The sequence below is a fragment of the Pseudomonas sp. Irchel s3a18 genome (genome assembly GCF_900187535.1).
Taxonomy (GTDB): Bacteria; Pseudomonadota; Gammaproteobacteria; order Pseudomonadales; family Pseudomonadaceae; genus Aquipseudomonas.
Window position 1 is genome coordinate 135,453 of sequence record NZ_FYDV01000009.1, and the last position, 24,971, is coordinate 160,423.

The 24,971-nt window shown below is 61.2% G+C and carries 19 protein-coding genes; 13 read left to right on the forward strand and 6 right to left on the reverse strand.

Translation table 11 applies throughout. The features are described from left to right. Positions 1-230: 230 nt before the first annotated feature. From CKW29_RS14840 to CKW29_RS14855, 4 genes are all read right to left on the reverse strand, one after another. The gene (locus CKW29_RS14840) at positions 231-1,595 is read right to left on the reverse strand and encodes a DUF1552 domain-containing protein (protein ID WP_095146364.1); all 1,365 of its coding nucleotides are present in this window, start codon (positions 1,593-1,595) and stop codon (positions 231-233) included. Between the two features lie 2 nt (positions 1,596-1,597). After that, complete coding sequence (locus CKW29_RS14845) at positions 1,598-5,725, reverse strand: DUF1592 domain-containing protein (RefSeq protein ID WP_095148765.1); 4,128 nt, start codon at positions 5,723-5,725, stop codon at positions 1,598-1,600. 535 nt (positions 5,726-6,260) lie between these two features. After that, positions 6,261-7,235 (reverse strand): Gfo/Idh/MocA family protein, encoded by a 975-nt coding sequence (locus CKW29_RS14850; RefSeq protein ID WP_095146362.1) that lies wholly within the window; start codon positions 7,233-7,235, stop codon positions 6,261-6,263. Positions 7,236-7,264: 29 nt separating this feature from the next. Then, entirely contained in the window at positions 7,265-8,152 is an 888-nt protein-coding gene (locus CKW29_RS14855; RefSeq protein ID WP_095146361.1) for a Dyp-type peroxidase, read from the reverse strand. 424 nt (positions 8,153-8,576) lie between these two features. On the opposite strand from CKW29_RS14855, the gene CKW29_RS14860 reads away from it, so the two are divergent. After that, positions 8,577-9,242: a GNAT family N-acetyltransferase gene (locus CKW29_RS14860; protein ID WP_095146360.1), complete on the forward strand. Its 666-nt coding sequence runs from the start codon at positions 8,577-8,579 to the stop codon at positions 9,240-9,242. A gap of 44 nt (positions 9,243-9,286) precedes the next feature. On the opposite strand, the gene CKW29_RS14865 is transcribed toward CKW29_RS14860, so the two are convergent. Continuing rightward, the gene (locus CKW29_RS14865) at positions 9,287-10,327 is read right to left on the reverse strand and encodes an AraC family transcriptional regulator (protein ID WP_095146359.1); all 1,041 of its coding nucleotides are present in this window, start codon (positions 10,325-10,327) and stop codon (positions 9,287-9,289) included. Positions 10,328-10,586: 259 nt separating this feature from the next. Here CKW29_RS14865 and CKW29_RS14870 point away from each other — a divergent pair, with 259 nt between their 5' ends. Then, positions 10,587-11,537, forward strand: a complete 951-nt coding sequence (locus CKW29_RS14870; RefSeq protein WP_095146358.1) for a transporter — start codon at positions 10,587-10,589, stop codon at positions 11,535-11,537. 18 nt (positions 11,538-11,555) lie between these two features. Here CKW29_RS14870 and CKW29_RS14875 read toward each other — a convergent pair whose 3' ends face one another. Beyond that, positions 11,556-12,470 (reverse strand): LysR family transcriptional regulator, encoded by a 915-nt coding sequence (locus CKW29_RS14875; protein WP_095146357.1) that lies wholly within the window; start codon positions 12,468-12,470, stop codon positions 11,556-11,558. A gap of 71 nt (positions 12,471-12,541) precedes the next feature. Between CKW29_RS14875 and CKW29_RS14880 the strand changes: the two genes are divergently transcribed. The 11 genes from CKW29_RS14880 (at position 12,542) to CKW29_RS14930 (ending at position 24,968) form a co-directional block, all read left to right on the forward strand. Beyond that, positions 12,542-13,582, forward strand: a complete 1,041-nt coding sequence (locus CKW29_RS14880) for an AraC family transcriptional regulator ligand-binding domain-containing protein (protein WP_095148766.1) — start codon at positions 12,542-12,544, stop codon at positions 13,580-13,582. 359 nt (positions 13,583-13,941) lie between these two features. Next, positions 13,942-15,294: a UDP-glucose/GDP-mannose dehydrogenase family protein gene (locus tag CKW29_RS14885; protein ID WP_095146355.1), complete on the forward strand. Its 1,353-nt coding sequence runs from the start codon at positions 13,942-13,944 to the stop codon at positions 15,292-15,294. Next, positions 15,291-16,373 carry an NAD-dependent epimerase gene (locus CKW29_RS14890; protein ID WP_095148767.1) on the forward strand — a complete coding sequence of 361 codons (1,083 nt, stop codon included), beginning with the start codon at positions 15,291-15,293 and terminating at the stop codon, positions 16,371-16,373. The genes CKW29_RS14885 and CKW29_RS14890 overlap by 4 nt, the downstream gene beginning before the upstream one ends. Further along, complete coding sequence (locus tag CKW29_RS14895) at positions 16,370-17,116, forward strand: sugar transferase (RefSeq protein WP_095146353.1); 747 nt, start codon at positions 16,370-16,372, stop codon at positions 17,114-17,116. The genes CKW29_RS14890 and CKW29_RS14895 overlap by 4 nt, the downstream gene beginning before the upstream one ends. A 1-nt stretch (position 17,117) precedes the next feature. Beyond that, entirely contained in the window at positions 17,118-17,762 is a 645-nt protein-coding gene (locus CKW29_RS14900; protein WP_095146352.1) for a CpsD/CapB family tyrosine-protein kinase, read from the forward strand. Between the two features lie 24 nt (positions 17,763-17,786). After that, a complete protein-coding gene (locus CKW29_RS14905; protein ID WP_095148768.1) occupies positions 17,787-18,812 on the forward strand; it encodes a polysaccharide biosynthesis/export family protein in 1,026 nt (341 codons plus the stop codon). Between the two features lie 17 nt (positions 18,813-18,829). Then, entirely contained in the window at positions 18,830-20,422 is a 1,593-nt protein-coding gene (locus CKW29_RS14910) for a Wzz/FepE/Etk N-terminal domain-containing protein (protein WP_095146350.1), read from the forward strand. Further along, positions 20,407-21,507, forward strand: a complete 1,101-nt coding sequence (locus CKW29_RS14915; protein ID WP_371850795.1) for a glycosyltransferase family 4 protein — start codon at positions 20,407-20,409, stop codon at positions 21,505-21,507. The genes CKW29_RS14910 and CKW29_RS14915 overlap by 16 nt, the downstream gene beginning before the upstream one ends. After that, positions 21,504-22,874 carry an O-antigen ligase gene (locus tag CKW29_RS14920; RefSeq protein WP_095148769.1) on the forward strand — a complete coding sequence of 457 codons (1,371 nt, stop codon included), beginning with the start codon at positions 21,504-21,506 and terminating at the stop codon, positions 22,872-22,874. The genes CKW29_RS14915 and CKW29_RS14920 overlap by 4 nt, the downstream gene beginning before the upstream one ends. Then, entirely contained in the window at positions 22,871-23,839 is a 969-nt protein-coding gene (locus tag CKW29_RS14925) for a glycosyltransferase family 2 protein (RefSeq protein WP_095146348.1), read from the forward strand. Before CKW29_RS14920 ends, CKW29_RS14925 begins: the two co-directional genes overlap by 4 nt. Beyond that, complete coding sequence (locus tag CKW29_RS14930; protein ID WP_095146347.1) at positions 23,832-24,968, forward strand: glycosyltransferase family 2 protein; 1,137 nt, start codon at positions 23,832-23,834, stop codon at positions 24,966-24,968. Before CKW29_RS14925 ends, CKW29_RS14930 begins: the two co-directional genes overlap by 8 nt. Positions 24,969-24,971 lie beyond the last annotated feature (3 nt).

The window sequence follows — 24,971 nt, forward strand, 5'->3', positions numbered from 1 at the left end:
ACACTTGCTTTCATGTTTACGTTTACGTAAGCGTTATGAAATATACAAAAGTCCTACACGGACAACAGAATCAACATGTATCCAAATGTTTCGCGACCGTTACAAATGTTTGGCAAGCGCTCAAGCACAAGCATGACAGGCATTTTGCTCGAATCAAAAACCTTGATTCATGGCCGCTCGTAGGCCTTATCAGGCTGTCTGACTCACGCTCAAAACCGTCGGACGCTCATTCACACATTGTTGAAAATCCCGGTGACCGGCTCGATATTGCCGCCATAGGGCACACTGGTTCCGGCGGCTTTGGCAAGGGTTGCCCAGATCCGCTGCATATCGACGAAGTCCCGGCCAATGACCGGGTTCCCCGCATGATGCTTATGATCAGCCTGCCCGGTGATATTGAAATAGCGCCCGGCGCCCTCTCCACTTTTCAGTAATCCACTCGCGCCACCCATCAGCACCAAAGGCATGTCAATCGTATGTTCAGGTGCGCCGTCAGCCATCTCGCTGGTCAGCACCACCAGGGTATGGTCGAGCAGGCTGTCACCGGGTACATGGGGGTCCTGATAACGGGCCAGTTCGTCCATGAACAGTTTGACCTGGCGGACATACCATTGCCGTGTGCCCTTCCAGAATGCCTCGCCGGAGCTTCGATGGGCACACTCATGGGGATTGCTGGAAGGTGTAACGTCGATAATGTTCAGCGACTCCGCCGAACGCCCGATCTGAATTGTCGCGACCCGGGTGATCCCGCAACTCAAGGCGGTGGCTACCACCTGATGATGGTTGGCCTGGACACGCGTGCGGTCCCGCGCCGACCGGAAGTCCAGGGGCTCCAGGGTCACTGGCTTGCATTCGCCCACCGGAGGCTGTGTCATATCCAGATCCTTGATCACCTGCTCCACTGAGTCCAGATGGACATCGAGCTTTTGCCGCTCGGCACCGGACAGCTTGCCCTTGATTTCCTGGATATCCGCCAGGGCAGTTTCCAGTAACCCACGGCTCCTGGGCTGCGGACCCGAGGACAGCCGGACAGGATCCTTGAATAGTGCCTCAGCCATCAGCACCGGATCGCGATGAGGTGTACGAATCGCTCCGCCCTGAAACGACACGAACCAAGGGAAAGCGTCGATACCCGCATGCGGGCCGGCAAACAGACTGCGGTGAGACGGTTCAGTGCCCGGCAGCGCCTGTCCCAACAGGATGTCGATGGACGAATGGTTAGAATGACTGTCGCGCAATACCCAATTCCAGGCGTTATGACCCGCATTTCCTAGCCCGAGAATTATCCCGCGCAGGTACAGCGATTGACTGCGATAGGCCGCCAGCTCTGCACTGACTTCATTCAAGGTGAAGGCCGTGGTGTCCATGCCCTGTGCCGTGGGGTGCCACAACCCGCGGCCGTCACCAAAATTACCGCCCTGAAAGGAATCCACCGCCAGGCCGTCGGGCACGACTACGAACACCACCTTCAACCTGGATTCTTCGGCTTGCCCCGCCAACGCCATGCGCGCCAGGCCGAATTGAGTCAACGGACCATAGACACTCGCCGCAGCCAGGCCCGCCAGGAAACGCCGACGACTTTTCAGAATGCCCATGTTCAGTTCCTCTCGGTCTTGTAGGTGAACGCTTTGGACGTGCCTAAGGTTTTCAACATCTCGACCAGGGAGCCTGAGGTGTTCAACCCGTCGGCAACCGCCTTGACGGTCCCTGACGTCGACACATCGGATTTATTACCGAAGACAAACCGGAAATAACTGTCGGCCATGCAGAACTGCGATGCCGGGTTGCGCGGAATGATTTTGGCAATATCGCGAACATCATTGATCGGCTCGGTGCCGGTCGCCATGATGAAGGGACCGGAAGCCTTGATCGGCAACATCTGTGGGTACTGGTTGAAGTTGTGGGCCTTATCCTCGACGCGATAGCGTCCGGCCGCATCGTAATGCTCCATCGAGGACCCGGTGTCATTCATGTATTGGTGGCATTGCCAGCAGCGTCCGCCCGAGGCCTGTTCGCCGTTCACCAGGTCCCAGTGTTCCCGGGTGGTGATGGCTCGAGGTGGATAAACCGGCTCAGTAGGATCCGCCTCCACCGGGGCGCCGAACTCACGGCAAAACATCTGCTCGCGAATCATGATGCCGCGCTTGACCAACGAGGTGCTCTGGTAGTCCGAAGTAGCGGCCTGAGTCAGCCCCAGGTGCAGCAACCCTCCGCGTTTCTCGTCGACCGCGACCTTTTGCATGGTACTGCCAGAGACTCCGCCGATCCCGTAATGCGCGGCCAGGACCTGGTTGAGGTAGGTGTAGCGTGGGTTGAACAACTCCTCGAAAGTCCCTGCGTTCAAGATCAGGTTGCGACTCAACAGGTACTGCTCCTGCGCCATGAGTTGAATCGTTTGCGCGCTCAACCCCGGCTTTTCCTGGACGCCGCGAATGGTCTTGGCGTAGTAGCTGACAAACCGGTTGAACTGCTCGACCCCCTTGTCCGTGCGCATCATGCGCTCGATCTCTGCCGAGATTTGTTGTGGGGTCTGCAGCTCATTGCGCTGGGCCTTGGCCAACAGTTCAGCGTCCGGGGTGGTGCCCAGGAATCCATAGGACAGCGCAGTCGCCAACTCGAACGGTGTCAGCTTGAACACACTGCCCCCCTCTGCCGTCGCCAACCCCAACTCCGAGCGATAAAGGAAATGGGGCGACAGCAGCAGCGCGGCGATCAGTCCCGGCGCACCTTGCTCGTCGAACAACGCCTGATAGCGCAAACGCTCGGCATCACTGACAGGACGGCGGAACAGTTGATAACCCAACGACGTCACCAGGTCAGACCCGGCCTTCGATTGCGCCAGGACGCTCAACCGCGACGGCGGAACCTTGTCTGCCACCCACAGCGCCATGTCGTAAAACTGCTTGACGTCCTCGGCCTGCAGAATGCCCTTGTCCGCCTCACCTGGGTACTTGAAGTCTTTCTCAGACTTGTCGGCCGGTAGTTTCTCTGGATTGATCTCGACCGCGAGGATATCCCTGACACTGGCGGCATATTCATCCGGGGTCAGCAAGCGCAGTTGCCGCACCCCATGGGATTCGGACGGATCCAGATAAGGTTTCCACACGACGTTGTACAGGTACTTGCTGATTTCGGTGGCACAGGTGGTGTCGCAATGCCCGGACACCGGCATGCTCTTGATCTGTTTGACCAATGCATCCTGCCCCGCCACGCTCCAGGCCAGGGCCATTCGCAAGCTGTCGAAGTACTCGACCGCGTGACATTTGGTACAGGACTGGGCCAGCACCGTCGCCCCAAGGTTCTCGACAGTACGGTATGAGACCGCTGGTAATTGACCGTCCTCACTGGACTCATCAATCACCACCTGCTCCAACTCAGGTTCAGGCTTGGCCTTCGAATAAAACGGGTAGATGACCTTGTACTTGCCGTAGTCCAGGATCTGCGTGGTGCTGGCGCCCCAGGGCACCTGGATCACCTGGGGCTCGGCGCCACTCTGTGCCTCGTTGACCAGGCTGATATGCCACTGCGCATCGGTCACCGACGTAGGTTTGCTCGGGGCCTTGATCGTCACCTTGACCTCGATCTTTATTGGCCGTTCGCGGTAACTCAGATTGATGGTCTTACTTTTGTTGGTTTCAGACAGGGTGAAGGCCGTGTTGCGAACCTGGGGAATCCAGTCTTTTACATCATTGAGCCTGAGCTGATAGTCGCCGTAGGGCAGCCCGTTGAGGACTATCCCGGCCGCGTTGTCCTCGGGGTTCCATGACAGCTGAACCAGCCGGCGATTGCCATCGGGGGATGTCAGGTAGCCGCTGATCATTTCTTTTTCAAACCCCGGCGGCGGCAGCATGGGCCGCAACGCCAACTGCGTGGGCAGCAACTCGCTGGCATCGTAGCGCACGCGATAAATCACCCCGGCAACGTCGTCGCTGATCAGCAGGCTGCCATCCGCCAACTCGAGAAACTCTGCGGGCCGGCCAATGCAGGAATTATCCAGGCAATACACATCAAAACGATCAGGGTCCTGCACAAACCCATTGATCAGCGGGATCTGATTGACCACCCGCGTACCGCCCTGGATCGTCAGCATCTGCACATCCATTCCAGGGCTTGCGGCTGAGCCGGCACCGTGTACGGCCACCAGCAGGCGCTGGGTACCATTGGCAGCCGGATAACCCTTCCAGAACTTGACCCCGAGCGGCGCGGTGTTGGTCCCCAGCTCAAAGGCGGCGGGCACATAGTCCGCCGGACTGACCTGGGCCGGAGCCTTGTCGGAGACAATGGCGCCAGGCACCAGTGGCGGCTGGATCACCCCCGGGTTCTGGTACTCCTCCTGGGTGAAGCCGGGTGTGCCCTTGCCAAACAGGTAAGGCACGCCGAAATGCAAGCCGGGGCCGCTGATCCAGTTGACCTCATCAGGGTTGGGAAACCCCTGGCGATTGTTGTCGCTGAACCAGAGGCTGCCGTTCTGCGGGTTCCAGTCAAAACCCACCGAATTGCGCACGCCCTTGGCCAGGATTTGTGATTCACCGGTTTCCAGGGAGTAACGCAACAGTGTCCCGTAGCGCTGATCGGCGGGGATCATGCACAGGTTGCAGGGAGTGCCGACCGCCGTGTACAGCCATTTGTCCGACAGATCCAGCGGATTGAAGCGCAAGGGGTGTTTCATGTGCCAGATGCGGGTGTTGGAGCCGGAGGCCAGGGGCGGCAAGGGAAACAGCGTGTCGTCGGCCGGGAAGTTGAAGACCCGTTCCGGCTTGGGGTCCTTGTAGTGGTTATCGGCATCGCGCAAGCGATACAGCCCGCCTGTGGTCGAGTAATACAGGTCACCGTCGCGCCAGGCCACGCCATGGGGTTCTTCCAGGCCGCTGGCAATCACATGGATGGCCGTCGGTTTACCCGCCCCATCCAGTGGCAACGCATAAATCATGTCGGCAATCTTGCCGTCATAGACGTACGACGGAATGGCGCTGGAGCCGACATACAGCACGTTCTTGCCCATGGCCATTTGCCGAGGCTGGATCAGCCCCTGGGCAAACAACTCGATCTTGATCCCTGGCAAGCCGCTGAGCTTGCCGACCTCCACCGGTGGCCGGTACTTCACTGTCACCGTTTGCTCGTCACCCTCTGCTTGCTTGAAGGAAACGATGCGTGGCGTATTCAGCGGAATGAAACCGTCAGCGACATTCATCACCAATTGATAATCGCAGGCTTTCAAATTATCGAAATGGATCGTTTCACTGGCCTTGGCGCTGATCGGAATTTCTTCGGCGTTGCAACGCAAGATTCCGGTGACCACCTCATCGGCCCGCGCCACACCGGGTACCGCCGGTTTCAGGGGCGCCTTGCCACTCAGGGTGGCGAAGCTCAGGGTCAGGCGATTGCCTTCGAAACCACCGCATTCGCCGAGTTCCTTCCAGGCGTCCTTCCAGGGCCCACCCGGAAGCAAAGGCTCATAGGCGGGCAGTTGGCACCACGCCCAACTGCCTGTCCCCAAAGGCGGCCCGTCCTCGTCTCTCCAGCACTCGAATTGCTGGTCTTTATGCTGAACCTGCTGTCCCGGTTGATAGACCGTGCCCTTCTCATAAGCGGGCGCCGTGCATGACTGAAGCGCAACGGGAGATGATTCGGATGCGCTGGAAAAAACCACCAGCGCGATGATCACGCCGAGCGCCACCAGACACATGATCCACAGCAAACGACGCACACCGACAGACGTATCCATGACGCAAGCCTCGTTGGTCAGCCAAGCGCTTCATGACCGCGGGCAGCCTGCTCATTGAGCATGGCGCGGCGAACCACCTGACCCGGAGCAGCTGGCCACAGAGGGACGAGCCAACCCGGCGTTTAGTGAAATGTCTTCCAATACGGTTCCACTGCATGACCACGACATGGCATCAACGCCATAGAGACAGGAACAGATAGACACTCATCCTTGCAAAGCCACCCGCTCGTGGGGGCACTGCTATCCATCGTTGGAGCAAGTGCTACAAGCGTCTTAATGGAAACTCCAAACGGCAGGACTCGTCTACTGTCAGAGTTGACAGGTACCCTCTTCAATAATCGCCCGGACCTTTCGGTACCCCAGGACGAAAAATCCGGCTAATCCTCCACCGTGACGGGCTTGTTCAGCTCGCCGAGCCTCTCCAGATGAGCGCGCACGATGTTGCGGTTGATGCTGAGCAGGCGTGCGGTCTGCAACGGGTGACCGTGGTAGCTGTGTGAGTCTGTGTGTGCCGCCTACGCTCGGAGACTGCGGTTCAGAGGCTGTCGCGCTTGAGGATGCGGTCCATCACCCAGTCGGTTTTCAACGCCTGGTCCGCGGTCGCAGCGTGCTGCGATTCGCCGCGAATGTGCGCATTCATGCCGAGCACGTGATGCCACTGGATGTGTTCGTGGTGGGCAATGTGCAGACTCTGGGGGTGTTCGCCGTGCAATTGCACCGGGTGCTCATCAAACACCGAGAAGCTGATGCGACCCAGGCTGCCGATCAGCTCGACACGGTCTTCACGACGGTCGGCGACGAAGTTCCAGCAGCCCATGCCGGTGGCACCCGAGGCAAAGCGCCAGCTGGCGGTCACGGCATCCTCGGCGGCGTACAACCCGGCCTGCCGCGCGGTGAACCCGGCGACCTCGACAATGTCGCCCAGCAGGTACTGGAACAGGTCGAGGCCGTGGCTGGCCAGGTCGACGAAATAACCGCCACCGGCAATCCGCGGGTCGGTGCGCCAGTTGGCGCTGCCGTCCCGGTCCGCTGGCGAAGGCGCCTTGGTCAGGGTCCAGGTCAGGTGCCGAACCTCGCCAATACGTCCGTCCTGCAACCATTGACGCACCTGCTGAAAACGCGGAAGCGAACGCCGGTAGTAGGACACGAACAGGTGCAGGCCCGCGTCGGCAAAGGCCTGTTGCATCGCCTGGCTTTGCCGGAGGTTCAACGCCATGGGCTTTTCGACACAGCAATGCTTGCCGGCCGCTGCCACCATGAGGCTGTAGGCGTGGTGGCTGTCAGGGGGCGTGGCGATATACACCGCATCCACTTCGGGGTCGGCAATCAGTGCCTGAGCGTCGGTGTACACCCGCTCGATGCCATGGCGCGCGGCATAATCGCGCACCGCGTCATGCCGGCGCCCCATCACCGCCACCAGCGCCGAACCCGGCGCCTTGTAGAACGCCGGGCCACTCTTGCGCTCGGCAACGCTGCCGCAGCCGATCATTGCCCAGCGTACCACCCTCATAAACCTCTCCCTGCCCCGATGCCCAGCGCTTAACCGATGTTCAGGGCGCGCAGATCCAGATGCCCGTCCTTGAGCGGCGGGCACCAGTAGTAACCGCCGGTGATCGGCCGGCTGATGCGGTACAGGGCGTCCGTGATGCCGTCTTCCAGGCCGCTCATGCGGCGCAGCTGGGCTTCGAAGGCATTGAAGGAATGACCGAAGGCCAGGAACATCAGGCCCGCGCGATCACCTTCGATCCACGGCATCGAACGGCGCACGATGAAGGCCTCGGGGCTGAAACTTTCCTGCGCGGTGCGTTTGACGTGGGCGCAAACCGGCGCGTCGTCTAGCTCTTCGTTGTCGCTCTTGCGACGACCCATGATGTTGTCCTGCTCATGGGACGCCAGCCCATGGAAGCCGCTCAGGTCATGTTGCCACTGCTGGATCGCGGCAAAGCTGCCACCGACCATGCCGTCGTCGCCTTCGGCCACCAGCGCGGCGGCAACGGCCGCTTCGTCATGGGGGTTTTCAGTGCCGTCTTCGTAGCCGGTCAGGTCGTGGCCGTCCATGTGGCGGAATGCTTCGTTCATCTGCACCAGGCGCAGCGCCGGAGCCAGTGCTGCTTCGAACGCGTGGCTGCGGTTGAGCAGTTCGCCACGGTCTTCACCGTGCAACCAAAGCCACAGCGCGTGCTGGGTCGAAGGGTTATCAACGCCCACACCGATCATCGCCGGAAATGGCCGCAGCCCTGCCACTTTCGCCCCCAGGGCATTGACCAGCGACTTGCCAAAACCGACCACCGCCGACGTACCGTCCACCTGTTGCATCAGTTTCTCGAGTACCGCCGGCAGAGCCTCGGCGGATTCGAGTGCAAAAAACAGATGACGTGCCTGAGGCGGAACAGGGGTGGCAAGAATGCCCGGCTGGTAGTAAGTCATGAGAACTCCTCTGGAAAGCTGCGCAGTTTACCCGGCACATCGGGGTTTGTGTCGGTTGAACGGTATAACAGCGGTGCACGGGCGAACTGTGCTGTTGCCGGACTCTGCCCCTGGAAAACCGCAGTACGGGGGTCAACGAGCGCGGCGCCCACGTGTGCACCGAGTCGATGAGCGGTGGTGCTCTTCGAAAAAATAAATTTCATCGGCCCCGGTGAAATGAATCACTTATGGCTCAACAAGATAGCTGCCGGTTGATTAGCCATTGGCCGCTATCGATGGGCGATCGGGGTCGTTTCCCGCCACTGGCGCGGGTCGCCGGATCAATTCCTTTGCTAACATCCTGGAACAACACACAAGGAGGTGGCAGTTGGTTATCACCGCCTTCCCTTAATCGACATCCGCATCCTCTCGGGAGGGCATGGGCATGGTCGTGCAGGAACTGCTTCAGAAAAGCCAGACGAAAATTCGCCAGAACGGTTTGTTCAACACCCTGCTCCAGATGCTGTTGAAACTGATCAACATCTTCACCCTGTTCAAGATCCTGCGCGGTTTGACCCTGAAAAAAGTCGACCCCAGGTTCCTCGACTACCCGCCACACTTCACGCCGATGTTTCTCAGCGAACAGATGCTACGCCACTACGCCCTCGATCCCGTGAACGAGCTGCCCGGACACTTCATCGATCAAGCCATGGCCAGGGGCGACCAGTGTTTTGGCATCTTCGATGGAGAGAGACTGGCCTCCTACGGCTGGTACTCGCGACAACCTACGCCTATCGACCCACCGGAACTGCTCCTGCATTTCAGCTCGTCCTTCGTGTACATGTACAAGGGCTTTACCCATCACGACTATCGCGGCCAGCGCCTGCACGCGATCGGCATGAACCTTGCGCTCAAGCACTACCTGGAGCAAGGGTATCAAGGGCTGGTCTCGTACGTTGAATCAGGCAACTTCGACTCGTTGAAATCCTGCTACCGCCTGGGCTACCTGAACATTGGCTCGATCTATCTGTTCCGGTTGTTCGGCCGCTACCGAAGCTTCGCCAGCCGGGACTGTGAACCCTACCAACTGGGTTTGAAGCCCCTCGCCTGAACCCTTGATTCGCCAACCCCGGCCCCCAGCAAGGTGCCGGGGTATCACTCGTTGCAATGGCTCTCGCCCCGATACGCACTCGGGCTCTGCCCGGTCCAGCGCCGGAAGGCTCGGCGAAAGCTGCGCACGTCGCTGTAACCGACTTCCTCGGTGATACGCTCGATGGACATCTCGGGGTTGGCCAGCAGGCTCATGGTCCGTGCCTGGCGCACTTGCTCGAGCAAGGCTTCAAAGGTCAGGGCATGTTCGGTCAGGCGACGGCGCAAGGTACGGCCGCTCATGTTCAGGTCGCCGGCAATTTTCTCGAGATGGCTGCCCTGGGCCAGATCGCGCGCAATGGCCCGCTCCACGGCCTGGATCAGGTCGACTTTCTGATGAATCTGGGCGCCTTCCAACTCCAGCAGCGTGACCGCCTGGCGTAACGCCAGCGAATGGTGATTGGGCAACCGCACATCGAGCCAGCGGGCCTCCAGCACCAGGCGATTGTGCAGGCAGCCAAAGCGCACGTCAGGTCCTACCAGGCGGTGATACTCGGCCACGTACTCGGGGGCCGCGTGCATGAACTCCACCCGTACACAGTCGAAATCGCCGCCGACCAATGCACGGCCGTACACCAGCAGGCTGGCAAAAAACTCTTCGACGGCAAACCTCTGCACATCGGCAAACGGCAGGCGACATTCAGCGTCGACAAACACCTGGCCGGCCACTTCCCGGACACTCGACACCACAATCCCACCCGAGGTGTGCTGATGACGCATGCCCAGTTCGAACGCATCGCGCAAGGTCTTGCACAACGACAGCACATGCCCCAGCAACCCCAGGGTACCCAACACATTCTGGCTGCCCACCCAGAGCCCAAGACCCTGATTGGGAATCACCCTGAGCGCGCGCTGAATCATCGCCACGGCCTGACGATAGGAAATGCGCTGCGCGGGATCCTGCAAGTCATCGAGGCTGAAACCCAGGCCACGGCACAGGCTCTGGGGGTCGATACCTTTTTCCCCCGCCACCTCGGCCAGGGTCTGCAGCAAAAAAGGTGAAACCAGCGCCAGTTCGTAGTGGGGATCGATGACTTTGATTGGCATGGACGACAGGTTCCGGATCAGGTTCAGTTCTTATTTTTGTAACCGATTATGTCGCAGAACGTTAGCACGCCTGGCCGCGTCACCGCCAACCCGGCGCGCGTGACATCGATCACAGTCGACAACGGGACAAGGCTGGCCGCAGAAGTCCGCTCTGTGTCCGCCAATACCCTGCCCTGGCGGGAGCTGACGGCTTATTTCTAGGGTCCGGCCCGCGTGATGGCCGGCGGCGCGTCCGCTAACAATAATAACGAGCAGAAAAATGAATCCGACCCGTGCGTTCTCTCCCCTGCGACTGGCTGCAAGCGTTGCCCTGCTGTCGAGTGTGTGCGTATCGGCACACGCCACAGAGTCGGGGGTCGACAACATCGGCCCTGGCACCGATGGCTTCTTCATGTTGCCGCTGGACGTCAACAACCTCCCGGACAACATGGTCGCGTTCAACCTCTACTACAACGTCTACAAGGCCACCGAGCTGAACATCAGCTCGCTGGGCGGCAAGGTGCCGGACGTCGAAATCAAGTCCGAGGCGGTCGTTCCACGCCTGGACTACCTCAGCCCGTTGCGCATTGCCGGCGGTCGCCTGGGCTTCTACGCGGCGCAACCCTGGATCAAGCAGCAGGTGTCGGCCTTTGGCCTGGAGGATGACCGCGAAAGCATGGGCGACACCACCGTGGCGCCGATCATTCTGTGGGACATGGGGAAAAACCTGACACTGGGCGCCGCGCTGGAGATCACCATTCCCACCGGTGAGTACGACGCCACTCGCCTGGCCAACACCAGCAACAATTTCTACACCTACAAGCCGCTGTTTTCCTTCACCTGGCTACCGACGGAAAAAACCGAGCTGTCAGTCAAGACCACCTACAGCTTCAACCAGGAAAACCACGACACGGACTACCGTTCCGGGCAGATTTTCCACTTCGACTACTCCGCCAGCTACAAGGTGACCGACAACCTGAACCTCGGTTTGAACGGTTACTACCTCAAGCAAACCACCGACGACAAACAGTACGGCCACACCGTGCAGTTCAATGGCCAGGACGTGGACGACGGTGTACGTGGCGAGGTGTTCGCCATCGGTCCTGCGATGTTCGTAACCTTCCTCAAGTACGCCAGCGCCGAGTTACGCTGGGCCAAGGAGTTCGACGTGGAGAACCGCCCCGAAGGCCAGATGCTCTGGGCCAAGGTCACGATCCCGTACGCCTTCTGAGTTCCCGCCAGGGCAGCGTCAGGCGCGCCGCGCCACGGCCTGGGGGGACCGTGGTTCGCCCAACGCCTGAAGCAGACAGTGCATCGCCTCTTCACGGCTGCGCTCGAAGCGATAGCGCGACTCGATGTACAGCGCCAGTTGCAACTGCACCGGCTCGTCCAGCGGCAGCGGCGCCTGCTGCATGCCCAGCGCGCAAGCGACCCGGCTCGGCAGGCTCAGGCCAAACGGCTGGCGGTCGGCGATCATCTTCGCGGCCAGGGTACTTTGGGTGCTCACGGCAATCGTACGGCGCAGGCTCTTCAACCCCAGGTGCAGGTCCACCGGGCTCAACCCGTCGCGGCGGCTTGAAACCTGGATCTGCGGTTGCGCCAGATAGGCTTGCAGGGTGCGCGGCGGCTCCTTGAGTGCATCGCCATACGCGAACACGTAGTGATCGGCCGGCAAGACCTGCTTGTGCAAGCCGGCCAACCCCGCCAGCGGTTGATCGAGGTCGATCAGGATGTCCAGCTTTCCCGAGGCCAGCTCCTGCAAGGCATCGCGCCGCCGAGGCTGGAAGTAACGCACTTGCCAATCGGCATGGGGCGCCAGGAGCAAGGCATCGAGCAGCACCGGCTGCAGGCAGTCCAGGCAACTGATGCGCAGCAACGGCGTGCTCTGGCGGGCGGCGGGAATCATTTTCAAACCGTCACGCAGGCTCTCCAGGGCATTGCGCACATAGTCGGCCAGACGGTGCGCCACCAGGGTCGGGGTGACGCCCAGGCGACTCTTGATGAACAACGGATCGCCACACAGGTCACGCAGCCGACGCAGCGCGTTGCTCATCGCCGGTTGCGACAGGCACATGACTTCGGCGGCGCGGGTGACGCTGCGTTGCTGGTAGATGGCATCAAAGGCGAGCAGCAGGTTGAGGTCGAGCTGGCGTAAATCAAGCATGGTCTTGCTCCGGCAAATCGCTTAACGTCGGGCAGCCTAACCAGTGAACCGAAACATGCTGTGAGCCCTAAATGACAAAAAGCGATCAGCCGATACCCAACGCGTTCTACGCCCCCAGCCTGCTGCCGGCCATTGAAGAACTGTTGGCCCGCGGGGTTGCGCGCGAACAGATCGAGGCGTTGTTTCACCGCAGCCTGTTTGAATTGCGCACCCCGTTCATGCGCGTTCCGCTGTTTCTCTCTCGACGTTTCTGGGCCTTTGCCCAGGCCAGTACCGATGATCCGCTGGTGGGTCTGGCGGCGGGCCGGCGCTTCGTGTCCACCTCGACCAATGGCTTGACCTACCTGTTTGATGTCGCCGCGTCGCTGGAAAGTGCCTGTGCCTATTTCGTCAGGTTCTTCCCGTTCTTCAATGGTCATTTCCAGGCGCGGATCGTGCGCGGTGAAGGCTCGGTGCAGTTGCACCTGCGAGACTGCGGCAGCCTGCGCGCCACCGCACCGTTGACCGACTACATCCTGGTCAGCGTGTGCAGCATGTTGCGGCGCAAGCTGCTCGCCAGCGGCCTGGGGGCTGACCCGATTCTCGCTGTCGACCTGAGCCACCCTGCCCCGGCCACTACGCTGCCCCATGAACAGGCGTTTCGCGTCCCCGTGCGTTGGTGCCAGGCCAACCCGGTGATTCACCTTGAGCCAGGGTTGTTCGTGCAGCCGCTGACACCGGGCAACCATCAGCTGGAGGACACCCTGGTCGAGTTGCTGGAACATACCCGGCGCAACAGCGAGTCGACGTTGCTGGAGTTGGTCAGCGACCACTTGATCGGCGATCTGCCCGGCGCCCACTGGCAGGACTTCTGTACCTCCCAGCACCTGCTCGAACGTACCGCCGCCCGCCGTCTGAAGGCCCTGGGATGGAGTTTTTCCGAGTTGCTCGACGAATACCGGCGTTACCGCGCCGAAGACCTGCTGCTGCAACCGGCCGTTGAGCTGGTGCAGGTTTCCGACCAGCTCGGCTACAGCGATGTGCAGAGTTTCAATCGCGCCTGCCTGCGCTGGTTCGACTGTGCGCCGGGGCATTATCGTTCACGACACACCCAACGCGGTGTCGTGGAGTGACAGCCATTGAATACTGATCGTTTTTCGACAACGTTACAGCACATGAAAAACGTAATACATGTCATTTGACTGATAAAACGTCAAAAAAAAGTTGATTCATTTCTGACACACATCCTTCTCCCCACCCCTTGTAATACAAGGCATACGACCGTTTATCGCATTCTTGATTCGCCTTGTGAATGCTCAAAAACTGACCAAAGCCAGTGCTTTGAGGCACTTGATAGCAGATCGCCCGAATACTGACCGTTTTTCAACATGAAGAACGTGTCAGTTTGCCGGCACGGATTCCCCGCACTCGTCTATACCCCTTCTAACAGTCTCATTTGAGTTACATCCACCGTTTCACGAGGCACGCCAGTATGGACGTGAGCGTATTTGGTACGGGTTACGTCGGCCTGATTCAAGCTGCTGCACTGGCGGATGTCGGTCATCGGGTGCTATGCGTCGACATAGACCCGGGCAAGATCCGTCAATTGCAACAAGCCGTACCGCCCATTAGCGAACCCGGCCTGAGCTCGGCGCTGGAGGAGAACATCAAGGCTGGACGCCTGCTGTTCAGCACCCAGGCCAGCGATGCCGTCGAGCATGGCGAACTGATCTTTATCGCGGTGGGCACCCCCGCAGATGAAGACGGATCTGCTGACGTCAGCCATGTACTGAGCGTCGCCCGGCAGATTGCCAACGCCATGGACGCCAACCGCACCCTGATCATCAAGTCCACCGTTCCGGTCGGCACTGCCGACAAGGTCATGGCCTGTGCCGAGGAAGAACTGGCGCGGCGCGGCAAGTCGTACTTGAGCGTGCGGGTGGTCTCGAACCCGGAGTTTCTCAAGGAAGGCAGCGCCCTGGTCGATTGCATGCGCCCGGACCGGATCATCATCGGCACCACTGACGAAGAAGCCCGCGCCCAGTTGACCGAACTCTATGCGCCGTTCTGCCGCAACCGGGAAAAACTGATGTTCATGGACAGCCGCAGCGCCGAGCTGACCAAATACGCGGCCAATGCCATGCTCGCCACGCGCATCAGTTTCATGAACGAACTGGCCAACCTCACCGAACAGTTGGGCGCCGACATCGAGGCCGTGCGCCGGGGCATCGGCTCGGACCCACGTATCGGCTATCACTTCATCTACCCCGGCTGCGGTTTTGGCGGCTCGTGCCTGCCCAAGGACCTGCGCGCCCTACTGCACATCGCCGAGCACAACGGCATGCCGCTGCGCCTGTTGCGCAGCGTTACCGAGGTCAACGACGACCAGCGCCACATCCTCTTGCGCAAGCTCAAGCCGTACTTTCCGGCAGGGCTGACCGGAAAAAAGATCGCCCTCTGGGGCCTGGCCTTCAAACCCAACACCGACGACATGCGCGAAGCGCCCAGCCGCTACCTGATGGAGTCACTGTGGCAGGAAGGCGCCACGGTGCGTGCGTTTGACCCGGAGTCGATGGCCGAATGCCGGCGCCTCTATGGTTATCGCGATGACCTGCACCTGTGTGCCACCCGCGACGACACCCTGGAAGACGCCGACGCCCTGGTGATTTGCACCGAGTGGAAGATTTTCCGCGTGGTCGACTTCGAAATGCTCGCCAGCAAGTTGCGCGCAAAAGTCGTGATCGACGGGCGCAATCTCTACAACCCGCAGCAAGCCGCGGATGCAGGCCTGCACTATCGCGGCATCGGCCTGCGGCATGTCATGCCCGAAGGACCGGCCGTATGAAAATCCTGATCACCGGTGCAGCCGGTTTCATTGGTGCTCATTGTGTGTTGCGGCTGTTGCGCGACGGGCATGAGGTCATCGGCCTGGACAACTTCAACGACTTCTATGACCCGGCACTCAAGCACGCCCGAGTGCACTGGGTACATCAACAGGTGGGCCCATTCCCCCTGCTGCGGGCCGATCTGGTGGACAGCGATGCCCTGGTCGCACTGTTCACCCGCGAGCAACCCGAGGTCGTGATTCACCTGGCTGCCCAGGCCGGGGTGCGTTACTCCCTGGATAATCCAAAAGCCTACCTGGACAGCAACCTCAACGGCTTCCTGAACATTCTCGAGAACTGCCGGCACCATCCGGTGAAGCACCTGATCTACGCCTCCTCCAGTTCGGTCTACGGGGCCAACCAGCAGACGCCCTACTCCACCCATGACAGCGTCAACCACCCGCTGTCCCTGTACGCGGCCACGAAAAAAGCCAACGAGCTGATGGCCCACAGTTACAGCCACCTGTTTGGCATTCCCTGCACCGGGTTGCGCTTCTTCACCGTGTATGGCCCCTGGGGGCGTCCGGACATGTCGCCCATCCGCTTTGCCCAGGCGATCGTCCAGGGTCGCCCGCTGAAGTTATTCAACCATGGCCGGCACCAGCGCGACTTCACCTACATCGACGACATTATCGAGACCATTGCGCGCCTGCTTGACCGCCCCCCCAGGGTGGTCGTCGACTGGGACCGTAAGCACCCGGACCCTTCGAGCAGCATGGCGCCCTGGAAAATCTACAACGTCGGCGGCGAGCGCCCGGTCGAGCTCAAGGATTATCTGGCGCTACTGGAAAAACACCTGGGACGCCAGGCTAACGTTGAGCTGCTGCCCCTGCAGCCCGGCGATGTCCTGAACACGTTTGCCGATGTCCGTGAGCTGGAACACGACATCGATTTTCACCCACAGATCGCACTCGATGAAGGGCTCAGGCGTTTCGTGGCCTGGTTCCGTGAGTATTACGTGCTGCCCGTCATCCCGACGTCGCTCGCTGGCGATGCTTCGCTCCCGGATGAGCCCTCGCCAATACGGAGGCGTTTATGACGGGACATGAACAAGAGGTGCCGGTACAAACGATGCGCCGTGACAAGCGCCTCGATCCCGAGCAACGCATGCGCCTGGATTCAGCGATCCACATGCAAGGTCGTGGCTGGATAACCGGCCGTGACGGCGGGCGACCCTGGACCCTGTCGCGAACCAACCGGATCGTCGCCACACTGGGCGCGTTGATCCTGCTGGTGCTGCTGTCGCCGCTGTTGCTGGCCCTGGCCCTGGCCATCCGGTTGAACAGTCCGGGGCCGGTGCTGTTTGTCCAGAAACGCACCGGCTACCGTGGGCGCCTGTTCGGCATGTACAAGTTCCGCACCATGGTCGCCAACGCCGAGGACCTCAAGGAGTCGCTGCGCCACCTGAACAAGCACGGTGCCGATGCCATCGACTTCAAGATCGACAAGGACCCGAGGATCACCGCAATCGGCGGGTTCCTCAGACGCAGCAGCCTCGACGAGTTGCCCAACCTGATCAATGTACTCAAGGGCGACATGCGCCTGGTCGGCCCCAGGCCTACCTCGTTCAACGCCTATCGCTACAAGGACAGTCACCTCGCGCGCCTGAGCATTTACCCTGGCATGACCGGCCTGTGGCAGATCTCCGGACGCAGCAATATCGATTTCGATCAACGGGTCGAGCTCGACCTGAGCTACATCGCCAACCAGAGTCTGCTGCTGGATCTGAAGATCCTGCTCAAGACACCCTTCAAGGTTTTCAGTGGCCACGGAGCAAGTTGAGATGGACGGTTCAACCAAAAGCTTGACCATCGCTAATCCGAGCGAGTCCAACCTGACCTCGACCGTACTCGACCAGGACCTGCGAGTCCTGTTCCTGACGGCCGCCAACAGCGGCGACGGCGTCAGCACCAGTGCCCTGGTGCTGGCCCGACAACTGGCGGAAATGAGCAGCGGCCAGGTGCTGCTGGTCGATGCCAGCCAGTCCGCCAATAACCTGAGCCAGCAGTTGGGGCTGCACAAGGAGCGAGGTTTTCGCGACCTGGTGTTCAACCACGACAGCGCGCCACCGCTGCACGATTGCATCACGCAGTTGACGGGCCTGCCGTTCCTGATTCTGCCCAACGGCCACCATCGACGCGGTGCCGAGCACCTCACACCGGAGCAGCTACGTCCCCTGCTCAAGCAACTGGCCGAGCAGTACCGGTTTGTGGTGATCGATGGCGACCCGGTGTATTCGGCCACCGACACTCTGGTCATCAGTACCCTGGTGGACGGCGTGGTGCTGGTGGTGCGTGCCGAGGAGACCCGTTGGGAAGTCGCACAAGCGGCCGGCCAGCGCCTGACCCAGGCCGGGGCAAAGCTGGTCGGAAGCATTTTCAACAGCCGCAAGTACTACATGCCCAAATGGCTCTACAACAACCTGTAAAGACAGCAGCCAAAGGATGACCTCATGAACGCAAAATGGCTTACCCTGCTGTTGCTGCCTCTAGCAGGTTGCTCCAGCCACACCGAAACCCAGAGCATGCCGGTGCAGATCCTCACCGCCGCACCGGCCAATGCCCAGGCCACCGATATGCCCAAGGTCGAACAGACCCTGCGCCCGGGCGACAAACTGGACGTGATCTTCCACGTCAGCACCTCAGGCTCATCGGCCTACCGTATTCAATCCGGTGACCAGATCGGCCTGAATTTCACCGCCGCCAGCCAGCTCAACGGCAGCCAGTTGGTGTTGCCGGACGGCACCATTGCGCTGCCGGGCGCCAACACTTCGGTGAAAATCGAGGGCTTGACCAGCGAGCAGGCGCGCGACGAAATCCAGCGTGCCTATCAACGCAAAATGCTGTTCCAGCCCAACCGCAACCAGTTGACCGTGCAGGTGATCAGCCCGCTGAGCAACGAGAACAACCTCAAAAGCACGCTGAACCACCCGACCACCGGTATGAGCCGGGAAATCATCGTGGGCAACGACGGTTACGCGAGCTTTCCGGAAGTCGGCGCCGTGCCCCTGCAAGGGATGAGCGTCAGCCAGCTGGAAACCTTCCTCAACACGCGCTACGCGCAGTTGCCGGGGCGGATGACCGTCAACGTGATGCTCAAGTCCACCCAGGGCAACGAAGTGTTCGTGCTCGGTGAAGTCGGCCAACCGGGTGCCTACCCGGTCCGGCGGCCGATCTCGGTGCTCGAGGCCCTGACCCTGGCCCGTGGTGCCAACGCCAAGGCCCGCCTGGATTCGGTGGTGATCATGCGGCGCAACGGCAATCAGGTCGAAGCGCGCCACTATGACGTCGACGCGGCCCTGTCCGGCGACGCCGCGCAGATCGCCTACCTGCAACCGGACGATATGCTCTTTGTGCCCAAGACCAAGCTGGCCAGCGCCGGTGAACTGGCGCGGCAGCTGGCGGATGTCGTGCTCTTCCAGGGCGTGGGCATGAGCTTCAGCTATCGCTTGGACGACAAAGACGACAACAACAATTAACTCACAGGTGACCGGCCATGAATCCAAAGGAAAACTACCTGCATGAGTTCTTCAGGATCTTTTTCGCCAACAAACAGTTGGTCAAACGAGTCTTCCTGGTCTTTGCAGTCATCACCCTGCTGCTACCGCTGGTGCTCAAACAGAGCTTCGATATCACCGCGCAAGTGATCGTGCAGTCCAAGAAACTGTCCCAGGGGGATGCCACCACCTCCCTGACCCAGGAGAATGCGACCTTCGTCCCACCGACCCTGTCGGACATGGAAACCGAGGCCAACATCCTGCGTTCACCGGCGCTGATTCGCCAGACCATCAGCCAGTTGCGCGACAAGGGTGAGTACAACCCGGCCCCGGGCCTGCTCGCCAGAGTGGTAACCGACCCGCTGCGCAACCTGCTGATCAACCCGCTGCGCGAGTACGTGATCAACCCGGCGCGCCAGCTGTTCGGACTGGAAGTCGACCCGGTGCGCGATACGACCCTGGACGGGCTGACGCAAGAGGCCATCGACAAACTGAAGGTTGAAACCCTGCCCGGCTCCAATGTGATCTCGATCATCTACAGTTTTGGCGACCCCAAGCAGGGCACCGACTTCGTCGCGCAACTGCTGCAGAACTACCTGCAAAACCGTCAGGATCTGCAATCGATCGACTTGCCACAAACGTTCTATGAAACCAAGAAACTGCAATACCAGACCCGCCTCGACGGCCTGGAAGGTACGCGCCTGGGGCTACTGGAGCGCGTCGGTTCGTCCGACCCCAAGGAGGAAATCACCTTCCGCCTGAATGCCATCAACACGGAAGAACAGGCACTGAACCTGTACCGCGACCGCCTGCTGGAAAACCAACGCTGGCTCGACTACCTGAAGGCCAACCTGGGTAACGCCAGCAACGCCAGGTTCAGCGATTACACCTTCCCCTACACCTTCACCACCACCGTGGACAAGGTGGCGTTCGAGGACCGGGAAATCAAACAGCTCGGCGAACAGCTGACGAACCTGGTCACGCGCTACAACAACGACCTGGCAGTGTTCCAGCCTGGCAGTGAACCGATGCTGCTGACCCGCGAACAAATTACCCGCGGCCGCCAGCAGTTCCTGAAAGTGGTCGGCAACCGGATTCAGGAACGCACCAACGATCTGGCCGTCATCGGCTTGGTGATCGATCAGAAAATCGCGCGCATCGCTGAGTACAAGGAGCGTATCCACCAGTTGCAGGAAACCCAGAGCAAGCTGCGGCAGATGGACACCGAAATCAACGCCCTGCATTCCGCGTTCTCCACCTACGCCCAGCGTTTTGCCGAAAGCAGTACCGCGCGCCTGCTCGACAACGACCTGTCGAACGCACGGGTCCTGAGCCCACCGTTCGAACCCACCGAGGCGGCATTTCCCAAACCGTTGCTGATCATTCCGTTCGGCCTGCTCAGCGGGCTGCTGCTGGCGATCGCCCTGGTCTATGTGCGTGAGTTCTTCGACCATCGCTTCAAACACCCGGCACAAATCAGCCGCGAACTGGGCTTGCCGGTGCTGCTGGTGATCAACGACCAGAAAGCGTTGCCGAACAATCCGCACCCGAACTGGACCGTCCCCAGCTTCCTGCACTGGATGCGCAATTGAACGGGCAGACCGCACCTGCGCTGCCGATCATTCATCTGCTCGGCAGCGGCGGGTTCTACGGTGCCGAGCGGATGTTGCTGGACCATTGCCTGGCAACGCCCGGCCAGCACCAGGTGCTATTTCTCGATGCGCCGCCCGAACTCATCGCCCGGTTTCGCGCCGCCGGGGTCGATTGCCGTGCCTGCGCGGGACTGGGTGAATTGATGCGACACCTGCGTCAACGGCGCGACGAACGTCCGCTGCTCAACACCCACAACTTCAAGGGCCTGGTGTTGGGCTGGGTGGCCGCGACCCTGCTGCGCCTGCCGCTGGTGATTACCCAGCACGGCTTCACCCCGCGCAGCCGCAAACAGAAGTTCTACACCTGGCTCAGCCTGCAACTGTGCCGCACCGCGTCGGTGGACCGGGTGGTTTGCGTGGCCGAGAGCATTGCGGTGCTGTGCCGGCATGCCAGTGTCCGGGCGGACAAGCTCCAGGTGATTCCCAACGGTTTGCCGGCGGCCAATGCCCTGCCCCAACGCACCGCCGATCAGCAACGCTGGCTGGCCGGTTACGTGGGGCGCATGAGCTGTGAGAAAGGCCCGGACCTGTTCCTCGATGCCTTGATCCCGCTGTGCCAGCAATATCCACAGTTGCACGCGGTGATGCTCGGTGACGGCCCGGAGCGGCCCGCCCTGGTGGCACGCATCGACGCTGCCGGCTTGCTGGAACGCATTACGCTGCCGGGCTACCAGACCGAGATGGGCCCTTGGTGGACGCAGCTCGATGCACTGGTGATCAGTTCACGCACTGAAGGCACACCGATGATTCTGCTGGAGGCCATGCAAGCCGGAGTACCGGTGGTGGCGTTCGGGGTCGGTGGCATTCCCGATGTACTCGAAGACCGGCACAACGGGTTGCTCGCCGCACCGGCCGACAGCCCGGCACTGGCGCGACAACTGGAAACCCTGCTCAACGAACCGCTGTTGGCTCGCACGCTGACGGAAAACGCCCGCCGCACCCAACTCGACCGCTACGACCTGCGGGCTCTCGCCGAGCGCTGGTCGCAGTTGTATATCCGCACTGCACAGGAGGCTCGCGCGTGATCATCCCTCTGTCGCTGGTCAGTCTTTTGGGGCTGGTCTCTCTCGTGCTGCTGGCCAGTCCCTGGCCGTACCTGGCCCCCGGCGCCGTGCTGGGTATCGTTGGCGTGGCGGTGTTGTATCGCCGGCCGGCCTGGGGCTTGCTGGGGATCGTGGCAATGGTTCCGCTTGAAGGCCTGTTCAAGGACAGCACGCCGACCGGGGCAAAACTCCTGGGAGCGTCCCTGGCGCTGATCCTGTGCCTGCAACTGGCGGTGCACCAGATTCCGTCCGAGCGCTTGCGCAGTAACCTGTGGCGCTTTTTGATCGGGTTCATGGTGCTGTACTTTCTGAGCATGCTACTGACCGATAACCTGGATCGATCCCTGGTGAGCCTGCATGAAATCAGCGTCGCCCTGGTGCTGTTCGTGATCACCCTGCTGATCGGCCGCGAGATGAACATGATGATGTTCTGTCGACTGGTGACCCTCAGCGTGTCGCTGACATGCGCCCTCGCGATGCTCTCCACCCAGTATCAGGACCAGGGTCGCGCCGCCGGCCTGCTGGCCGACCCGAACACCTTTGCCCTGCTGATCGCTTTCGCCGTTCCCCTGGCGCTGTTGCTGCTGCTCAAGAGTCCTGGCCTGTGGCAACGCTTGCTCTGGGGCGGTTGCTGCCTGTTGTTGTTGGTCGGCATGACCAAGACCGAGTCCCGTTCCGGGCTGGTGGTGTTGCTCATCACCCTGCTCATAGGCCTGTACCACTACCGCGCCCAGTTACCACGCGTTCGTCCGCGTCATCTGGGGTTTGCCATGCTCGGCGCGGCGATCGTGATTCCACTGGCCATCTACGCCATGCCGGCCGGGTACCTGGCGCGGATCCAGTCGCTGAGCATTCTGAGTTCCGGTGCCAGTGCCCACCGTGACGAGTCGCTGGGCCGTCGCGCGTCGTACATTGTGGTCGGCAGCAAGATGATCCAGGAAAACCCGCTGCTGGGCTCGGGCCCGGGCACCTTCCCGCTGCATTACTCGGTCACCGGCTACGCCAAGGCATTCTCGATCAAGGGCGCAGCCAACGACTTGTACCGTCGTGCCCACAACACCTACCTGGAAACGTTCAGTGAGCTGGGTATTCCGGCCGGGCTGCTGTTTGTCGGTCTGCTCGGCACGGGCCTGTTCAACCTGCAACGCGCCCGCGCAGCCTGGCTCAAGCGCCATGAGTGGGAACAGGCCGACCTGGTCACGCACCTGGCCATGAGCCTGGTGTCGCTGATGCTGTTTCTGCTGTTCCTCAGCGCCGCGAACCATAAATACCTGTGGATCATGCTGGCAATGTCCTGGGTGTTGCGCCAGACGGCCGAACAAAGCCCCTTGCCGGAGCGCCAGGCATGAGCTGCGTCAGCATTATCATTCCCATGTTCAACGAGGCCCGACACATTGCGCGGACCTTGCAGGCGGCCCGGCTGGCGGCGAAATCGGCAGGGCTTGAGTGCGAGCTGATTGTGGTCGACAACGGCTCCCATGATCAGGGACCGCAGATCGCCCGCACCCTGGGTGCTCAAGTGTTGAGCCTGCCCGGCCTGCACATCGGCGCCTTGCGCAATCGCGGCGCAGCGCTGGCCAGCGGCGAATGGCTGGCGTTTATCGATGCCGACATCGAAATGCCGACCAACTGGCTGACCTTGCTGACAGGGCTGGAACTGGCCGGGCAGGCCGATGTGCTGGCGCTGGATCTGCACATCCCGCTCCAGGCGCCGTGGTTTGCCCATGCCTGGCAACGCCGCACCCTGCGCCCGACCACCCAGACGATGCACCCGGTGCAATGGCTGCCCTCGGCCAACCTGCTGATGCGCCGCGAACGCTTTGTCGCCATCGGCGGCTTCAACGAAAGCCTGCGTACCGGAGAGGACAAGGACCTGACCCTGCGCCTGAGCGGGACGGGGGCGCGACTGTTGTCGGTCAATGAAAGTGTCGCCCTGCATTGGGGCTATGAAGGCAGTTGGCGTGAGTGGATGGGCAAGGAGTTGTGGCGCCAGGGCAGTCACCTGCAACTGCTGCGCAGCCAAGGTGTGAGCTTGCGCTTGCTGCGCTTTCCCCTGCTCTCGATCGGCGCCTGGGGGCTGGACGGACTGGCCATTGCGGCACTGCTCGACGGTATGCCGCATCTGGCCCTGGCGCTTCTGCTGATCAGCAGCCTGCCGGCGCTCGCACTGAGCTTGCGCCAGAGCCTGAAACACCACCACCTCGGCTTGACCCTACAACTCTGGGGCCTGCACTGGTTGCGTCTGCACCTGACCGGCGCGGCCTTCGCCCTCAGCCTTTGTCATTGGACCGCCAGGAGACCTGCTCGTGGCTAAACTCATTTTCTGGTTGTGCCTGTTGCTGCCGGTGTACGCCTACCTGGGTTACCCGCTGCTGCTGACAGTCGCAGGGCCGTTTTTTCCTCGACACAGGCCAGCGCCCTTGCCTGCGCAACGGGTCAGTGTGGTGGTTGCCGCGCACAACGAGCAACGCAATATCGAGAACAAACTGCGCAATCTGCTGGCCCAGGACTATCACGCCGCCAGCTTGCAGATCATCGTCGCCAGCGACGGCTCCACCGATCAGACCGTGGCCCTGGCGCGCAGCTTCAACGACCCGCGCATCGAGGTGCTCGACCTGCCGCGCCAAGGCAAGAACAGTGTGCTCAACGCCGCTGTCAGCCACTGCACAGGCGATATCCTGGTGTTTACCGATGCCGACGTTCACTGGATCGACGGCACCTTGCAGCGGCTGCTGGCGCCGTTTGCCGACCCTGAGGTCGGTGGTACCGTCGGCAACATGAACATCCCCGTCCCGGGCTCAGGCCTGAGCCTGGGCGAAAGCCTGTATCGCCACTACGAAGCCTGGCTGCGCCGGGTGGAAAGCCGAACCGGCTGCACGGTCTCGGCCGACGGCGCCCTGCAGGCGTTGCGCCGCGAGCTGTACCAACCGATTCCAGCTCTGGTCAACGACGATTTCTTTATCAACACCTGCGCACCGGTCGCGGGCAAGCGCGTCATCTATGTCGACGACGCCAAGGTGCTCGATCGGGGCGTGGACGAGGCCGACCGACAGTTCAGCCGCCGCCAGCGTGTCACCGTCGGCGGCCTGATCAGCCTGGCGGCCCGGCGTGAGCTGCTCAACCCGCTGCACCATGGCCTGTACGCCATCGCGTTGATCAGCCACAAGCTGATCCGCCGGCTGGCGCCGGTACTGTTACTGCCCTTGCTCGCGGCCAACCTCTGGTTGCTCGATGAGCATGGCTTCTACCGCCTGACCCTGGCCGCCCAGTTGCTCGGCTACGCCTGCGCCGTGGCCGGCCTGCTGGATGTGCGTCACCGCTTGCCCAAGCCGTTTCGCCTCGCCGCGTTCGTGCTGGTGACCCTGGCCGGCATGAGCATCGGCCTGTGGCAGTTCTTGCGCGGGCACAGCTACAACCAATGGAACCCCGACCAGACTCGATGAGTG

Excerpts from the sequence above, each read along its gene's own strand:
- CKW29_RS14840 (WP_095146364.1), bottom strand. The coding sequence starts at position 1,595 with ATGGGCATTCTGAAAAGTCGTCGGCGTTTCCTGGCGGGCCTGGCTGCG.
- CKW29_RS14845 (WP_095148765.1), bottom strand. The coding sequence starts at position 5,725 with ATGGATACGTCTGTCGGTGTGCGTCGTTTGCTGTGGATCATGTGTCTG.
- CKW29_RS14850 (WP_095146362.1), bottom strand. The coding sequence starts at position 7,235 with ATGAGGGTGGTACGCTGGGCAATGATCGGCTGCGGCAGCGTTGCCGAG.
- CKW29_RS14855 (WP_095146361.1), bottom strand. The coding sequence starts at position 8,152 with ATGACTTACTACCAGCCGGGCATTCTTGCCACCCCTGTTCCGCCTCAG.
- CKW29_RS14860 (WP_095146360.1), top strand. The coding sequence starts at position 8,577 with ATGGTCGTGCAGGAACTGCTTCAGAAAAGCCAGACGAAAATTCGCCAG.
- CKW29_RS14865 (WP_095146359.1), bottom strand. The coding sequence starts at position 10,327 with ATGCCAATCAAAGTCATCGATCCCCACTACGAACTGGCGCTGGTTTCA.
- CKW29_RS14870 (WP_095146358.1), top strand. The coding sequence starts at position 10,587 with ATGAATCCGACCCGTGCGTTCTCTCCCCTGCGACTGGCTGCAAGCGTT.
- CKW29_RS14875 (WP_095146357.1), bottom strand. The coding sequence starts at position 12,470 with ATGCTTGATTTACGCCAGCTCGACCTCAACCTGCTGCTCGCCTTTGAT.
- CKW29_RS14880 (WP_095148766.1), top strand. The coding sequence starts at position 12,542 with ATGACAAAAAGCGATCAGCCGATACCCAACGCGTTCTACGCCCCCAGC.
- CKW29_RS14885 (WP_095146355.1), top strand. The coding sequence starts at position 13,942 with ATGGACGTGAGCGTATTTGGTACGGGTTACGTCGGCCTGATTCAAGCT.
- CKW29_RS14890 (WP_095148767.1), top strand. The coding sequence starts at position 15,291 with ATGAAAATCCTGATCACCGGTGCAGCCGGTTTCATTGGTGCTCATTGT.
- CKW29_RS14895 (WP_095146353.1), top strand. The coding sequence starts at position 16,370 with ATGACGGGACATGAACAAGAGGTGCCGGTACAAACGATGCGCCGTGAC.
- CKW29_RS14900 (WP_095146352.1), top strand. The coding sequence starts at position 17,118 with ATGGACGGTTCAACCAAAAGCTTGACCATCGCTAATCCGAGCGAGTCC.
- CKW29_RS14905 (WP_095148768.1), top strand. The coding sequence starts at position 17,787 with ATGAACGCAAAATGGCTTACCCTGCTGTTGCTGCCTCTAGCAGGTTGC.
- CKW29_RS14910 (WP_095146350.1), top strand. The coding sequence starts at position 18,830 with ATGAATCCAAAGGAAAACTACCTGCATGAGTTCTTCAGGATCTTTTTC.
- CKW29_RS14925 (WP_095146348.1), top strand. The coding sequence starts at position 22,871 with ATGAGCTGCGTCAGCATTATCATTCCCATGTTCAACGAGGCCCGACAC.